14 protein-coding genes are annotated in these 14,492 nt (G+C 69.7%); 5 read left to right on the forward strand and 9 right to left on the reverse strand.

The window, feature by feature from the left end; genetic code table 11:
- Positions 1–408: 408 nt before the first annotated feature.
- Positions 409–1,053 (reverse strand): DNA-3-methyladenine glycosylase, encoded by a 645-nt coding sequence (locus tag HNQ79_RS27780; RefSeq protein WP_185035705.1) that lies wholly within the window; start codon positions 1,051–1,053, stop codon positions 409–411.
- Between the two features lie 175 nt (positions 1,054–1,228).
- Between HNQ79_RS27780 and HNQ79_RS27785 the strand changes: the two genes are divergently transcribed.
- From HNQ79_RS27785 to HNQ79_RS27795, 3 genes are all read left to right on the forward strand, one after another.
- Positions 1,229–2,011 carry a sporulation protein gene (locus HNQ79_RS27785; RefSeq protein WP_185035635.1) on the forward strand — a complete coding sequence of 261 codons (783 nt, stop codon included), beginning with the start codon at positions 1,229–1,231 and terminating at the stop codon, positions 2,009–2,011.
- 43 nt (positions 2,012–2,054) lie between these two features.
- Positions 2,055–2,624 (forward strand): YbhB/YbcL family Raf kinase inhibitor-like protein, encoded by a 570-nt coding sequence (locus HNQ79_RS27790; RefSeq protein ID WP_185035636.1) that lies wholly within the window; start codon positions 2,055–2,057, stop codon positions 2,622–2,624.
- Between the two features lie 215 nt (positions 2,625–2,839).
- Positions 2,840–3,346: an HNH endonuclease gene (locus tag HNQ79_RS27795; RefSeq protein WP_185035637.1), complete on the forward strand. Its 507-nt coding sequence runs from the start codon at positions 2,840–2,842 to the stop codon at positions 3,344–3,346.
- Between the two features lie 121 nt (positions 3,347–3,467).
- On the opposite strand, the gene HNQ79_RS27800 is transcribed toward HNQ79_RS27795, so the two are convergent.
- From HNQ79_RS27800 to HNQ79_RS27815, 4 genes are all read right to left on the reverse strand, one after another.
- Positions 3,468–4,244, reverse strand: a complete 777-nt coding sequence (locus tag HNQ79_RS27800) for a sulfite exporter TauE/SafE family protein (RefSeq protein ID WP_185035706.1) — start codon at positions 4,242–4,244, stop codon at positions 3,468–3,470.
- Between the two features lie 83 nt (positions 4,245–4,327).
- Complete coding sequence (locus HNQ79_RS27805; RefSeq protein WP_185035638.1) at positions 4,328–5,290, reverse strand: SPFH domain-containing protein; 963 nt, start codon at positions 5,288–5,290, stop codon at positions 4,328–4,330.
- A 162-nt stretch (positions 5,291–5,452) separates the two neighbouring features.
- Complete coding sequence (locus HNQ79_RS27810) at positions 5,453–5,893, reverse strand: NfeD family protein (RefSeq protein WP_185035639.1); 441 nt, start codon at positions 5,891–5,893, stop codon at positions 5,453–5,455.
- Between the two features lie 77 nt (positions 5,894–5,970).
- A complete protein-coding gene (locus HNQ79_RS27815; protein ID WP_185035640.1) occupies positions 5,971–6,762 on the reverse strand; it encodes an ABC transporter ATP-binding protein in 792 nt (263 codons plus the stop codon).
- A gap of 191 nt (positions 6,763–6,953) precedes the next feature.
- Between HNQ79_RS27815 and HNQ79_RS27820 the strand changes: the two genes are divergently transcribed.
- Complete coding sequence (locus tag HNQ79_RS27820; RefSeq protein WP_185035641.1) at positions 6,954–7,727, forward strand: Rv1486c family protein; 774 nt, start codon at positions 6,954–6,956, stop codon at positions 7,725–7,727.
- Between the two features lie 85 nt (positions 7,728–7,812).
- On the opposite strand, the gene HNQ79_RS27825 is transcribed toward HNQ79_RS27820, so the two are convergent.
- The 3 genes from HNQ79_RS27825 to HNQ79_RS27835 form a co-directional block, all read right to left on the reverse strand.
- Positions 7,813–8,058 carry a chaplin gene (locus HNQ79_RS27825; RefSeq protein WP_185035642.1) on the reverse strand — a complete coding sequence of 82 codons (246 nt, stop codon included), beginning with the start codon at positions 8,056–8,058 and terminating at the stop codon, positions 7,813–7,815.
- Positions 8,059–8,219: 161 nt separating this feature from the next.
- Entirely contained in the window at positions 8,220–8,852 is a 633-nt protein-coding gene (locus tag HNQ79_RS27830; RefSeq protein ID WP_185035707.1) for a response regulator, read from the reverse strand.
- 28 nt (positions 8,853–8,880) lie between these two features.
- Complete coding sequence (locus tag HNQ79_RS27835) at positions 8,881–9,972, reverse strand: GAF domain-containing sensor histidine kinase (protein ID WP_185035708.1); 1,092 nt, start codon at positions 9,970–9,972, stop codon at positions 8,881–8,883.
- 963 nt (positions 9,973–10,935) lie between these two features.
- Here HNQ79_RS27835 and HNQ79_RS27840 point away from each other — a divergent pair.
- Complete coding sequence (locus tag HNQ79_RS27840) at positions 10,936–11,604, forward strand: transglycosylase SLT domain-containing protein (protein WP_185035643.1); 669 nt, start codon at positions 10,936–10,938, stop codon at positions 11,602–11,604.
- A gap of 74 nt (positions 11,605–11,678) precedes the next feature.
- On the opposite strand, the gene HNQ79_RS27845 is transcribed toward HNQ79_RS27840, so the two are convergent.
- Positions 11,679–14,267 (reverse strand): ABC transporter ATP-binding protein/permease, encoded by a 2,589-nt coding sequence (locus HNQ79_RS27845; protein ID WP_185035644.1) that lies wholly within the window; start codon positions 14,265–14,267, stop codon positions 11,679–11,681.
- Positions 14,268–14,492 lie beyond the last annotated feature (225 nt).

The raw sequence follows: 14,492 nt of genomic DNA on the forward strand, positions 1-14,492 counted from the left end.
CTTTTGGCACGCTGTTGAGTTCTCAAGGAACGGACGCTTCCTTCGTACTCACCCCTGCGGGCTTTCCTCCGGACGTTTTCGTTCGGTGTTTCTTTCGTGTTGTTGCGTTTCCGACTCTATCAGATCATTTTCCGCGCCGTTTCCGGTTTGGATAGTTACCCAATTGGCCGTCGGAGGGCCTCGCCTTTCGGCGTGTCCACTACTTTAGCGGCTTTCCCTGATGACACATAATCGAGCCGGCAAGCCTGAATTACGGCATGCGGACATGCCGGAACTCAAAACCCGTAAGGGAAGTCGTAGTGGTGGTTGGCCGCTTCGGGGGCTGCCTGGTTCGATCCTCTGGACCGTGCCAACAGCAGTGCCCGTCTCAAGCGGCTCGGGCCACGTTAGGCGCGCGCCGAGGGCACGTCAAGTCCTGCGGTGGCGGGGCTTGTGGGCCCGGTACGGGCTGACGGTGGGGTCGCCGGCGATCCAGAACCTCCAGGGGTGAACCGCACCCTCGCCGCCCACGCCTGTTCGGGGACCGTTCTGCCGCTGGTCAGCGGGGGCAGGAGTGCCGTGCAGTACCGAGAGCGGGGAGTCCGCGCTCGTACAGAGATCGACGCCGTCCAGCTCTCGGGTGATGTCCAGGCCGGTGGCCAGTCGGGCGGGGCCTTTGGCCAGTTCGTTGTCCTTGCGGGCTGAAAGTCGCCGTTTGCGGACGAACTCGGCGCCCGTGACGACCTCCCCGGCCCTCAGAAGGACACCGCTGGCCCTTCCCTCCGGGCCGCACACCAGGTTCACGCTGAACCACATGCCGTAGATGAAGTAGACGTACGCGTGCCCGGGCGGACCGAACATGGAAGCGTTGCGGGCCGTCCTGCCGCGGTAGGCGTGCGAACCGGGGTCCCGTTCACCGTCGTACGCCTCCACTTCGGTGATGCGCAGTTCGACAACAGGTCCCTCGGTCGTGCGACGTACCAGGGTGCGTCCGAGGAGGTCAGGAGCCACGTCCAGGACGGGGCGGTCGAAGAAGTCCCGGGTGAGCGGCGTACGGTCTGGGGTCGTCACGATCATGCCTGCCGAGGGTAACCGAACGCCCGCAGTGGGGGTCGGGGTCGGGTCGCGCTGAACAGGCGCGGCCCCAGGCATCCTGCCGCGGGGTTCGCGCGTGTGCAGTAGTACGTGGAGTACCGCGTGCGAAGTAGTACGTGAAGTACGTCGGGTCGAAACGAGACTGGGGAGAACCATGGGATTCAAGAAGCTGCTGGCGAGTCTGGGTGCGGGTGGGGCGTCCGTGGAGACGGAGCTCACCGAGATCAACGTCGTGCCGGGCGGTGTAGTGCAGGGCGAGGTGCGGATTCAGGGCGGGTCCGTGCCGCAGCAGATCGAGGGGCTGTCGGTCGGGCTCCAGGCGCGGGTCGAGGTCGAAGGCGGTGACCAGGAGGCCAAGCAGGACATCGAGTTCGCCAGGCTGAAGCTCGGCGGGGCCTTCGAGGTGCAGGCCGGAGCGGTGCACGTGGTGCCGTTCGGGCTGGACATCCCCTGGGAGACACCGGTCACCAACATCGCCGGGCAGCAGCTGCGCGGGATGGACATCGGGGTCACGACGGAACTGGCGATCGCCCGGGCAGTGGACTCCGGGGATCTGGACCCGATCAGCGTGCACCCGCTGCCGGCCCAGCAGGCGCTTCTGGACGCGTTCATCGAGCTCGGGTTCCGGTTCAAGAGTGCGGACATGGAGCGCGGGCACATCCGGGGGACGCGGCAGAAGCTGCCGTTCTACCAGGAGATCGAGTTCCTGCCGCCTCAGCAGTACCGGGGGCTCAACCAGGTCGAGCTGACGTTCATCGCCGACGACCGGGAGATGGACGTGATCCTGGAGATGGACCGCAAGGGCGGGATGTTCAGCGAGAGCAGCGACTCCTATCGGGCGTTCCAGGTCGGACTGCACGACTTCCAGTCCACGGACTGGGCCGGGTACATCAACCAGTGGCTGGCGCAGGTCGGGGGCCGGCGCAACTGGCTGTAGGGCCGGGCCCCGGTGCCGGGTCGTAGCGTGGAGGGGCAAAGAGATGAGCGAGCAGGAAGGTGTTGATGTGAGCGAGTCCGCCAAGGTCGAGAGGGCGCCGCTGCCCCATGACTTCCATCCGCCGGTGCCGTCCTTCGAGGTGCTGAGCGAGGACGTCGCGGAAGGTGCCGAGCTCAAGGACGCGCAGGTGTACGCGGGTGGGAACACTTCGCCGCAGCTGCGATGGGAGGGCTTTCCCGCGGAGACCAAAAGCTTCGCGGTGACGTGCTTCGATCCTGACGCGCCCACGGGGAGCGGTTTCTGGCACTGGTCCGTCTTCGACATCCCGGCCTCCGTGACGGAGCTGCCGGCGGGTGCGGGCAGTGGGGAGTTCGAGGGGCTGCCCCAGGGGGCCCTCCAGGCGCGCAACGACTACGGGACGAAGGACTTCGGGGGTGCCGCTCCCCCGGCCGGCGAACGGCACAGGTACGTGTTCACCGTGTACGCGGTGGACGTGGAGAGCCTGGGGATCGACGCCGACACGCCGCCTGCGGCCGTCGGGTTCAACCTTCGGTTCCACACCCTCGGACGTGCACAGCTCGTGGCCGAGTACGAGGCCCCGGCCGAGGGCTGAGGCCGAGCCGGTACGGAGGCGCCGCCGCGCGGGGAAAGATTCACTGGGTATTTGCCCGCTCCCGGTCTTGAAAGAGATCGGGAGCGGGCAGTTTTTGTTTGGGGTGTGGTGGCTCTCCCCCGGGGCGCCGTTAATGCGTTGTCCGATCTCGTGCGTCCCGCCAGAGTTGATCCAAGCCCGCCATGGGGCGGGCCGGCACACGGAGGGTGGGCGGGATGCGTGACACGCTGGTACTGAACGCGAGCTTCGAGCCACTGTCGACGGTGACACTGAACCGTGCGGTGGTGCTTGTCCTGCAGGACAAGGCCGTGGTCGAGAAGTCGCATCCCGGGCTGCGCATGCGCGCCGCTGCCGTCGATCTTCCGGTGCCCATGGTGATCCGGCTCAGCAGGTACGTACGGGTGCCGTTCCGAAGACAAGCTCCGTGGTCGAGGCGGGGCGTGTTGGTTCGGGACCAACACCGGTGCGCGTACTGCGGAAAAAGGGCGACGACCGTGGATCACGTGGTGCCGCGGTCGCGCGGTGGTGCGGACAGCTGGTTGAACACGGTGGCTTCGTGCGCCGAGGACAACCACCGCAAGGCGGACCGTACGCCGGAGAAGGCGGGGATGCCCCTGCTGTTCCAGCCCTTCGTACCCACTCCTGCCGACGCGATGCTCCTGTCGCTGCGCGGCGCCGAGTGGGATGCGTTGCCGGATTGGCTGGCAGAGGCGGCGGCTTAGGCCGTACGTCCTGTCGGTGAGGGGCCCGTCCCGTGGTGGGGGCGGGCTTCTTCGCGTACCGGACTCGTGCGCGTACTGGTGCTGCTCGTACCGGAGTGCTGTGCGGGTTGAGAAAGTCGCCTCAGGCGAGCAGGAGTTGGGTGATGGCGATGAGGCCTACGACGACGATCACCGCGCGCAGAGCCGTCGGGGGCAGGCGGCGGCCGATCCTGGCGCCGAGCTGGCCGCCGAGTGCGGAGCCGACGGCGATCAGGGCCACTGCGGTCCAGTCGAATTCGGCGACGAAGAGGAAGAACACCGCGGCGACTCCGTTGACGACTGCGCCGAGGATGTTCTTGACGCCGTTGATGCGCTGGAGGGTGTCGTGGAGCAGGAGACCCATGAGGGAGAGGTAGAGCACGCCCTGCGCCGCTCCGAAGTAGCCGCCGTAGATGCTGGCCAGGAGCAGGCCGACCAGGAGGGCCGGGCCGCCGTCGGGGTGCGGGCCCGCGGTGCTGTCGCCGTTCTGCTCGCGGCGGCGTGTGAGGGCTGCGGAGAGCTTGGGCTGGAGGACGACCAGGACCAGGGCGAGACCGATCAGGACCGGGACGATCGTGTCGAACGCCGATGAGGGGAGCACGAGCAGCAGGACCGCACCGATCAGGCCGCCGACCAGGGCGGTGAGGCCGAGGCGGACGATGCGGGAGCGCTGGCCGCGCAGTTCGTGGCGGTAGCCGATGGCACCGCTGATGGAACCCGGGACGAGGCCCAGGGTGTTGGAGACGTTGGCGGTGACCGGCGGCAGGCCCGTGGCGAGGAGCACGGGGAAGGTGATGAGAGTGCCGGAGCCGACGATGGTGTTGATGGTGCCCGCGCCGATTCCCGCGGCGAAGACGGCGAGCATCTCCCAGATCGTCATGCGGTGCTGCCCCTCGTGGTTGCCGTGATCGGTGCCGTATGCAGCGATCATGCACGAGGGGCAGTGGGCGGGGACGGACGGGGTCAGTCGATGGGGGGCTGTTCGCGGCGTTCGCGGCCATTGCCGGAGTTGCCGCCCGAGCTGCCGCCCGTGCTGCCTGAACCGCCGCCCATGGGGCCGAAGTTGCCCATGGCTCCGGAGAGGCCCTTGAGGGCGTCGCCGATCTCGCTGGGGACGATCCAGAGCTTGTTGGCGTCGCCCTCGGCGATCTTCGGGAGCATCTGGAGGTACTGGTAGGCGAGGAGCTTCTGGTCGGCGTCGCCGGCGTGGATGGACTCGAAGACCGTTCGGATGGCCTGGGCTTCACCCTCGGCGCGCAGGGCCGCCGCCTTCGCTTCGCCCTCGGCGCGCAGGATCGCGGACTGCTTGTCGCCCTCTGCGGTGAGGATGGCGGACTGCCGGGTTCCCTCGGCCTGGAGGATGGCGGCGCGCTTGTCGCGGTCGGCGCGCATCTGCTTCTCCATCGAGTCCTGGATGGAGGTCGGCGGCTCGATGGCCTTGAGTTCGACGCGGTTGACGCGGATGCCCCACTTGCCGGTGGCCTCGTCGAGGACGCCCCGCAGGGCCGCGTTGATCTCCTCGCGGGAGGTCAGGGTCCGCTCCAGGTCCATGCCGCCGATGATGTTGCGGAGCGTGGTGACGGTGAGCTGCTCGATGGCCTGGATGTAGCTGGCGACCTCGTAGGTCGCGGCGCGGGCGTCGGTCACCTGGTAATAGATGACGGTGTCGATGTTGACGACCAGGTTGTCCTGGGTGATCACCGGCTGGGGCGGGAAGGGGACGACCTGTTCACGCAGGTCGATCCGGTTGCGGATCGAGTCGATGAACGGGACGACGATGTTGAGGCCCGCGTTGAGGGTGCGGGTGTAGCGGCCAAAACGCTCCACGATTGCGGCGCTGGCCTGTGGGATGACCTGGATCGTCTTGATCAAGGCGATGAAGACCAGCACCACCAGAATGATCAGGACGATGATGATCGATGACATCGCTTCCCCGTGCCCTTCGTATTTCTCGGTCCTGCCGTGCCGGCCGAGCCTGCCGTGATGATCAAATCTGTGCTGAAGATGGAGCCTGCCAGATGACGGCGCGGCGTGCGGGGTGTTCGGGTCACCCGGCCGAGGACGTGGGTCGGCCCGCCGGCGGCCGGCTCACATGACCACGGCCGTGGCCCCGTCGATCTCGACGACGTCGACCTGCTGGCCGGGTTCGAAGGAGGCGCCGGCGTCGAGGGCGCGGGCCGACCAGATCTCGCCCGCGAGTTTGATACGGCCGTCGCCGCTGCCGTCGACGCGTTCCACAACAACCGCCTGACGGCCCCTCAGGGCGTCGACACCGCTGGCCAGTTGAGGCCGCTGACTTCGGTGTCTGGCGGCGATCGGCCGTACGACGACGATCAGCGCTGCCGAGACGGCCGCGAACACCAGGACCTGGGTGACGAGACCGCCTCCCAGGTACGAGGCGAGCGCGGCCGCCAGTGCGCCGACGGCCAGCATTCCCAGTTCGGGCATCGTGGTCACGACGAGGGCGACGCCGAGCACCGCCGCGCCGATCAGCCACCAGAGCCATGCGTCCATGTTCACAACGGTCATGGTAGGGGTGGTCGGTCGGCGCGGACAGGGCGCATGCGTCTCGCGTACGGGCTCAAGTGCCGTACGTACGCGGGCGATCAGCCGAGCGGGAGGCCCTGGGCGGTGTAGCGGTCGCCGCGGTGCTCGACGACGAGCGGCAGGCCGAAGCAGAGCGAGAGGTTGCGCGAGGTCAGCTCGGTCTCCACGGGTCCCGCGGCGAGGATCTTGCCCTGCCGGATCATGAGGACGTGGGTGAAGCCGGGCGGGACCTCCTCGACGTGGTGGGTGACCATGATCATCGAGGGGGCGTACGGGTCCTTGGCGAGCCGGCCGAGGCGGCGCACCAGGTCCTCGCGCCCACCGAGGTCGAGACCGGCGGCGGGCTCGTCCAGGAGCAGCAGTTCGGGGTCGGTCATCATCGCGCGGGCGATCAGGGTGCGCTTGCGCTCGCCCTCGGAGAGCGTGCCGAACCTGCGGTCCAGGTACTCGGTCATGCCGAGCCGGTCGAGGAAGGCACGGGCCCGCTGCTCGTCGACCTCGTCGTAGGACTCGTGCCAGGTGGCCGTCATGCCGTACGCGGCGGTGAGGACCGTTTCCAGGACGGTCTGGCGCTTGGGCATCTTCTCGGCCATAGCGATGCCGGCCATGCCGATGCGCGGGCGCAGGTCGAAGACGTCGACCCGGCCGAGGGTCTCGCCGAGGACGGTGGCGGAGCCGGAGGAGGGGAAGAGGTAGCTGGAGGCGACGTTCAGCAAGGTGGTCTTGCCGGCGCCGTTGGGGCCGAGAATGACCCAGCGCTCGCCTTCCTTCACCGACCAGGAGACGTCGTCCACCAGAGCCCGACCGTCGCGGACCACGGATACGTCCACCAGCTCCAGTACATCGCTCATGAGCGCGTTGTCTCCCCATGCAGTATCGAAATGTCGCGTGTGCCTGTGGGCACAGCGCCCAGGGAAAACCTACGCCACCGGCCGGACGGTGTTGCCCTTGGGACCGTACTTGGGTGCTGTCCCGCGGCTGTTTCCCGGCTGTCTCCGGGCTGTTCTTGGGGTCGGTGCGGGCGGGAATCTAGGCTGTCCGCATGCTCACGGAACCACGTTCAGGATTGCTGGCGGCCTGGGGGAATGCCCTGTTGGGCGGATTCGTCTCGCCGGACGACGCGGCCCTCGCGATTGTCGGGGACGACGCGGTGCACCGGGTGACCGGGCTGCCGGGAGAGACGGGGCCGGTGGGGCTCACGCTGGCGCTCGGCCGGCTGCGGGTGCTCGGGGCCACCGGGTTCCGGGTCGCGCTGCCCGCGCCGGGCCATCCGCTGGGGCTGAGCGGGCCCCCCGAATTCAACGCGCGGGCGCTGGATGCCGAGGAAGCGGTCGTCTGCACGGGCGCGGCGCTCGGGCTCGTGCCGGAGGTGGAGGAGATCGGGCCGGCCGGGGACGTACGGGTGGAGGTGCGGTGGACGTGCTCGGAGGTCCGGGACGCCCCGCCGGCGGACGTGCCGTCGCTCGGGGAGGCGGAGCGGGAGCTGGCGGAGGCGTTGCGGGACGCGACGGCGGTGCTCGCCCGGCTGGACGTGGCCGGATCGGGGCCGCAGGCCGCGGCGGCGCTCGACGCGTACCGGGCGCGGGCGGAGGCGACGGGGGACGCGTTGGCGCCCGGGTATCCGCCCCGGGCAGTGCGGGTCCTGGAGATGGCGCGGCGGGTGGGGCTGATGGTGTCACTGGCGTACGGGAACGGGCACGGGGGCGCGGTGAGCGCGTCCGAGATGGCCGCCCGCGGTGAGGCGCTGAGGCCGGTGGAGAGGGTGGCCCGACGGGCGATGGTGGCGGCTTACGGGGCCGTGGTGGAGAGGGGGTGACGAGAGGGGCGGGGAAGCGGAACGGCCCCCGGGAGGTCCCGGGGGCCGTTCGCGGTACGTGACGATGCTCGACGCGGGGGTCGGGTCAGTGGTTGAGTCCGTCGTTCCCGAAGGCCGGGTTGAGGGCGCCGATGACGGAGACGGTGTTGCCCACCGCGTTCACCGGGATGTGCACGGGGGCCTGGACCAGGTTGCCGGAACCGACGCCCGGGGACTGGACGGCCTTGCCGTGGGCGTCCGCACCGGAGGTGGCCGAGGCGGCACCGGCACCGGCCGCGACAAGCCCGCCGGCGACCAGGGTGATGGCGGCAGCCTTCTTCAGGTTCTTCACTACAGGTTCCTCCTAGCGATGGCTGCGGCCAGCCGCCGCAGCACGCCATGAAGAACGGGCCGGACCGCGTTCGGGATACGCCATGTGGGGGACTTCCACCCGACAGTATGAATCTCGGACCGGAGGGCGACGGTCCGCTTGCGGTCGGCCGAGGGCGTCGATCAGTCCGTCAGGCCATGTCGGACGGCATAGAGGGCTGCCTGGGTGCGGTCCGCGAGGTCGAGCTTCATCAGGATGTTCGACACATGGGTCTTGACGGTCTTCTCCGAGAGGACGAGGGCGCGGGCGATCTCCCGGTTGGAGCGGCCGTCCGCGATCAGCGCGAGGACTTCGCGCTCGCGGTCGGTGAGGGAGGTGCTGCGGCCCTGCCCGTTGTGCGGAACGTCCTGGGCGAGGAGCGCACCGGCGACTTCCGGCTGGAGGAGTACGTGCCCGGCGTGGACGGAACGGATGGCTCCGGCGAGCGCGTCCGGGTCGACGTCCTTGTAGACGTACCCGGAGGCACCTGCGCGCAGGGCGGGCACCACGGTGCGTTGCTCCGTGAAGCTGGTGACGATCAGTACCCGGGCGGGGTTGTCGAGTGCGCGGAGCCTGCGGAGCGCCTCGATGCCGTCGGTGCCGGGCATCTTGATGTCCATCAGGACGACGTCCGGGCGCAGGGATTCCGCCTGGGCGACTCCTTCCGCGCCGTCGGCCGCCTCGCCGACGACCTCTATGTCCTCCTGGACTTCGAGGAAGGTGCGCAGGCCGCGGCGGACGACCTGGTGGTCGTCGACCAGCAGGACGCGGATCATGGTCCGTGCGGGACGGGTGGGGCCGGTCTCAGGCACCGGGAACCTCCATTGTGATCGTGGTGCCCTCGCCGGGCGCCGATTCCACCGTCAGGGTGCCGCCGACGCCGCTCGCCCGGTCCCGCATGGACACCAGGCCGAGGTGACGGCCCGCGCGGCGCACTCCCCCGGGCTCGAAGCCGCAGCCGTCGTCGGTGACGCCGAGACGGACGCGCTCGCCCCGCTTTTCGAGTACGACGTCGACGCGGGTCGCACCGGAGTGGCGCAGGGCGTTGTGCAGGGCTTCCTGAGCGACGCGGAGCAGGGCCTCCTCCTGGGCGGCGGGGAGGGCCCGTACGCCGCAGCTGTCGAAGACGACGTGGGCGCTGTGGGCGCGGTCCATGACCTGGATCTGGGTACGCAGGGTGGCGACGAGGCCGTCCTCGTCGAGCGCGGCGGGCCGCAGTTCGACGACGGCGGACCGGAGTTCGTCGGCGGCTTCGGCGGCGAGGTCGGCGACCTGGTGGAGTTCCGCCTTGGCGCGGGCCGGATCGCGGTCGACGAGAGCGGTGGCGGCCTGGGCGGTGAGGCGCAGCGAGAAGAGCTTCTGGCTGACGGCGTCGTGCAGTTCGTGGGCCAGCCGGGAGCGTTCCTCCGCGATGGTGAGTTCGCGGCTGCGCTCGTACAGGCGGGCGTTGGTGAGGGCGATGGCGGCGTGCTGGGCCAGGATCGTGAGGAGTTCCTCGTCGGCTGCGGTGAAGCCGCAGCCGCCCTCGGGCTTGGGGCAGCGCTTGTTGGCGAGGAAAAGGGCACCGATGACCTCGTCGCCGTCCCGGATGGGCAGGCCCAGGAAGTCGGACATGTCGGGGTGGGCGTCGGGCCAGCCCTCGAAGCGGGGGTCCTTGCGCACGTCGGCGAGGCGCTCGGTGGCGTCGCCGTGCAGCATCGCGGCGAGGATGCCGTGCTGGCGGGGCAGCGGGCCGATGGCCTTCCACTGTTCCTCGCTGACGCCGTCGACGACGAACTGGGCGAAGCCGCCGTGGTCGTCCGGGACGCCGAGAGCGGCGTACTCGGCGTCGAGGAGCTCCCGCGCGGAGGCGACGATCGTCTTGAGCACGTCCCGGACTTCGAGGTGGCGGCTCATGGCGAGGAGGGCGGTACTCACGGCGGCGAGGCCGGACGGAGCGGAGGGGGCGGGGGGCGCGGGGGTCAGGGGTTGCGCCGGGTCTGCGGGGGTCTGTGCGGGGGCGGGTGCCCGGCACGGCGACGCCGAAGGGCGGCCCGGAGCCGCGCTCTCCCCCGCCGTCGGAGGGCCGGCCGGGGCTTCCGGGGGTGCCGTACGGGGGCGGCGAACGCGTCGGGGCCTGGTCATGCGGTCACCGTACCGGCGGGGGTACGGCGGAGGCATCGGGCCCGGGGACGCCTGAGGCCGGTCCCGCGGCCTAGGCCTGAGGGCGGGCAGGGAGTGGGTCTCCGGACCGGGACGGACGGTGGCCGGTCTCCCGCGCGCGGATTTCGCCCCGAGGGTCGAGCGACCGAGCCGCGTCGGCGGGAGGGCCTGGCCGGGGACGGCAGGCCGGGACCCGTCGCCCCGGGCGGGGCGGTGAGGGGATCAGCCGGTCGGGGCGGACGAGGAACACAGGACGGGCGGGGCGTCACAGCGAGGAGCTCCGGCCGGGCGCAACGGTGCGGAGCCCGGGCCGAGCAGAGGGCCGGGCGGAACGGCCAGGAGCCTGGGCGGTGGTTGTCGTCGGGGCGGTCCGGGCTGTCCCGGGGCGCTCTGCGACTCCGGGAGGAGGGTTGCGGAGGCGCCCTCGTACCAGGGGAGGAGATCTGTTACGGAGAGCTTTGCGGTCGTGACGTCATGTGAGTTCGACGGAGGCCCGATGTGAGCCCGCACATAGGACACAGGTCACTTACGAAGCCGTGTAGTCGACGGTTAAGTGCACTCTGAGCGGGCAGGGCGGGGGTCCGGGACGGTCCTGCGGCGCCCCCGCTCCACTATCGCGCTTCGTAGGTAGCGTCTTTGCCTGGGCATTTTGCGGCCGCTAACAATGGCTGCCGTCGCACACTCTGCGGCGCTTCCCCGTCCGAGAGGTTCGTCTGCATGTCCGCCAACTCTGGCCATTATCGGCTGACCAAGACCCACCGGGTCTCGATCGCCGGCGTCGCCGCTCTCGGCGCCGCCTCCCTCGCGCTCACCCTGCTGCCCGGCGGCGGAACCGCCGAGGCCGGTATGCAGCACGTGGCGCCGGTCGCGATGGTCGCCTCCCAGGACATCGGCACCGCCAAGACCAGCATCGCCGCCCAGCACGCCGCCGCCGACAAGCGGGCCAAGGATGCCGCGGCCGCCAAGGCCAAGGCCGAGGCGAAGGCGAAGGCCGAGGCGGACGCGAAGAAGCGCGCCGCGACCAAGGCGGCCGCCTCCCGGGCCGCCGCGCGCAAGCCGGTGTACGCGAACAACCTGGACGGCTGGATCCGCGAGTCGCTGGCCGTGATGAAGGCGAAGGGCATCCCCGGCTCGTACGAGGGACTGCACCGCAACATCATGCGCGAGTCGACCGGCAACCCGCGGGCCAAGAACGGCTGGGACATCAACGCGCAGAACGGCACCCCGTCGGTCGGTCTGCTCCAGGTCATCCAGCCGACGTTCAACGCTTACCACGTGCCGGGCACCCCGCACGACATCTACCACCCGGTCTCCAACATCACGGCCGCGGCCAACTACGCCGCCGACCGTTACGGCTCGATCGACAACGTCAACGGCGCCTACTGATACGTACCGGCGCACAGACGAAGGGCGGCCCCCGGAGCATTCCGGGGGCCGCCCTTCGTCTGTGCGCTAGCGGGTCACTTGCGCATGACCTCGGGCTCGTGCCGGCGCAGCAGGCGCGCGACCGCGAACCCGCAGATCACGCCGAGGGCCAGCAGGACCGCGATGTTGATGCCCCACTGCGAAGCGGTGTGCTCCCAGAGGGGGTCGAGGTCGGTGGGGTTCTTCTGGTCCCACGGCGGCATCAGGTGTGCCAGGTCGAGCGTGGTACCGGCGGCACCGATGGCCCACCGGGACGGCATCAGCCAGGCGAACTGCTCCAGGCCGATCTGTCCGTACACCTTGAAGAGGATGCCGGTGAACACGACCTGGACGATCGCGAACATGACCAGCAGCGGCATCGTCTTCTCGGAGGTCTTCACCAGCGAGGAGATGACCAGCCCGAACATCATCGAGGTGAAGCCGAGCGCGATCACCGCGACGCAGATCTCGACCGCGGGCAGCATGATCAGGCCCTCGGCCGGGAGGGCCCGGGTGGAGAAGCCGATGGCGCAGATGATGACGCCCTGGAACGCCGTGATCACGCCGAGGACGATGACCTTGGACATCAGGTACGCGGAGCGGGACAGGCCGGTGGCCCGTTCGCGCTCGTAGATCACCCGTTCCTTGATCAGCTCGCGGACCGAGTTCGCGGCGCCGGAGAAGCACATGCCGACCGCGAGGATCAGCATGATCGTTCCCGCGTCGCCGTTGAACCTCGACGGCGGCTTGGGCGGGCCGAGACCGAAGTCGGCCGGGATGACGACGCTGACCAGGCCCAGCACGGCGGGCAGGATCACCATCAGGCCCAGGAAGCCCTTGTCCGACGCGATGACGGAGACGTACCGCCGGATCAGCGTCGTGAGCTGCGCGCCCCAGCCCTGCGGCTTCGGCGGGCGCATCTGCTGAGGGGGCGGCATGTGGACGGGGGTCGCGGCTACGGCGTCGATGTCCGCGGCGTACATCTGGTAGTGCTGCGAGCCGCGCCAGCGGCCCGCCCAGTCGTAGTCGCGGTAGTTCTCGAACGCGGAGAAGACGTCGGCCCAGGTGCTGTAGCCGAAGAAGTTGAGCGCTTCCTCCGGGGGGCCGAAGTACGCGACGGAGCCGCCGGGCGCCATCACCAGGAGCTTGTCGCAGATGGCGAGCTCGGCCACCGAGTGGGTCACGACCAGGACGGTGCGGCCGTCGTCGGCGAGGCCGCGCAGCAGCTGCATGACGTCGCGGTCCATGCCCGGGTCGAGGCCCGAGGTGGGCTCGTCGAGGAAGATCAGCGAGGGCTTGGTCAGCAGCTCAAGGGCCACCGAGACACGCTTGCGCTGGCCACCGGAGAGGGAGGTGACCTTCTTCTCCTTGTGGATGTCCAGCTTGAGCTCGCCGAGGACCTCGTCGATCCGCTGGTTGCGCTCCGCCTCGGAGGTGTCCGCGGGGAAGCGCAGCTTGGCGGCGTACTTGAGGGCCTTCTTGACGGTCAGTTCCTTGTGCAGGATGTCGTCCTGCGGGACCAGACCGATGCGCTGGCGCAGCTCGGCGAACTGCTTGTAGAGGTTCCGGTTGTCGTAGAGGACGTCGCCCTTGTTGGCGGGCCGGTAGCCGGTGAGCGCCTTGAGCAGGGTCGACTTTCCGGAGCCGGAGGGGCCGATGACCGCGATGAGCGACTTTTCGGGGACGCCGAAGGAGACGTCCTTGAGGATGTCCTTGCCGCCGTCGACCGTCACCGTGAGGTGGCGGGCGGAGAAGGAGACCTCACCGGTGTCGACGAACTCTTCCAGCCGGTCGCCGACGACGCGGAAGGTGGAGTGGCCGACGCCGACGATGTCGTTGGGGCCCAGCAGCGCCGTGCCGGACTTCTGCATCGGCTGGCCGTTGATGTACGTGCCGTTGTGCGAGCCGAGGTCGCGGATCTCCATGCGGCCGTCGGGCGTCGCGTGGAACTCCGCGTGCAGCCGGGAGACCTGGAGGTCGGAGACGACCAGCTCGTTCTCCAGGGCACGGCCGATGCGCATGACCCGGCCCAGTGCCATCTGGTGGAACGTGGTCGGGCTGCGGTCGCCGTAGACAGGCGGGGCCCCCGCGACACCGCCGGCCTGGCCGCCCTGCGGCACGTGCGCCTGGGCGGCGGGCGTCTGCTGGTACGGCGGCTGCTGACTCTGCTGCTGCCAGCTCGGCTGCTGCGCCTGCTGCGGCGGCGGCCCCTGCTGGGGCTGCTGCTGCCAGCTGGGCTGCTGCCGCTGCGGAGCCTGGTGGGGCGCCTGATGCGGTGCTGCCTGCTGGTGTGCGGCCTGCGGCTGGTGCGTCTGCTGCGCGGCGGAGACAGCGCCCGGCGCGGCTCCCGAGAGCACCAGCTGCGGTCCGTCGGTGGCGTTGCCCAGGTGCACGCTGGACCCGGGGCCGATCTCCGTGTGGTGGACGCGCTGGCCCTGCGCGTACGTGCCGTTGGTGCTGCCGTGGTCTTCGATCACCCAGCTTCGGCCGCCCCAGCTGATCGAGGCGTGCCGCCACGAGACCCGGGCGTCGTCTATCACCACGTCACCCTGGGGATCGCGGCCGAGGGTGTACGACCGGGACGGATCGAGCGTCCAGGTCCTTCCATTCAATTCCAGTACGAGTTCCGGCACTCCATGCCCCACTAGTTGTCCCCCGTAGTTACGCCCGTCACCGGGAGTCTAGGGATGGTGAACATCGGGGGGAACTATTTCAGGCTCCGGCTCGAATACGAAAGTCGGGCCATGTGAAGAGGGGGTGCGCGCGCCCCGCGCGCGCCCGTTGACGCAGCCGAAACACCCCCGGAGAGTGGTAAGCGCCCACGAGTGCGCATGACTCCGCATGACTGTGTACGGATCATGCATGGCCGG

The sequence above is a fragment of the Streptomyces candidus genome, from assembly GCF_014207445.1.
In the GTDB taxonomy this organism is placed as follows: Bacteria; Actinomycetota; Actinomycetes; order Streptomycetales; family Streptomycetaceae; genus Streptomyces; species Streptomyces candidus.

Coding starts and splice junctions, on each gene's coding strand:
- HNQ79_RS27840 (WP_185035643.1), top strand. CDS start 10,936: ATGTCCGCCAACTCTGGCCATTATCGGCTGACCAAGACCCACCGGGTC.
- HNQ79_RS27800 (WP_185035706.1), bottom strand. CDS start 4,244: ATGACGATCTGGGAGATGCTCGCCGTCTTCGCCGCGGGAATCGGCGCG.
- HNQ79_RS27835 (WP_185035708.1), bottom strand. CDS start 9,972: ATGAGCCGCCACCTCGAAGTCCGGGACGTGCTCAAGACGATCGTCGCC.
- HNQ79_RS27805 (WP_185035638.1), bottom strand. CDS start 5,290: ATGTCATCGATCATCATCGTCCTGATCATTCTGGTGGTGCTGGTCTTC.
- HNQ79_RS27795 (WP_185035637.1), top strand. CDS start 2,840: ATGCGTGACACGCTGGTACTGAACGCGAGCTTCGAGCCACTGTCGACG.
- HNQ79_RS27790 (WP_185035636.1), top strand. CDS start 2,055: ATGAGCGAGCAGGAAGGTGTTGATGTGAGCGAGTCCGCCAAGGTCGAG.
- HNQ79_RS27820 (WP_185035641.1), top strand. CDS start 6,954: ATGCTCACGGAACCACGTTCAGGATTGCTGGCGGCCTGGGGGAATGCC.
- HNQ79_RS27810 (WP_185035639.1), bottom strand. CDS start 5,893: ATGACCGTTGTGAACATGGACGCATGGCTCTGGTGGCTGATCGGCGCG.
- HNQ79_RS27785 (WP_185035635.1), top strand. CDS start 1,229: ATGGGATTCAAGAAGCTGCTGGCGAGTCTGGGTGCGGGTGGGGCGTCC.
- HNQ79_RS27815 (WP_185035640.1), bottom strand. CDS start 6,762: ATGAGCGATGTACTGGAGCTGGTGGACGTATCCGTGGTCCGCGACGGT.
- HNQ79_RS27830 (WP_185035707.1), bottom strand. CDS start 8,852: ATGATCCGCGTCCTGCTGGTCGACGACCACCAGGTCGTCCGCCGCGGC.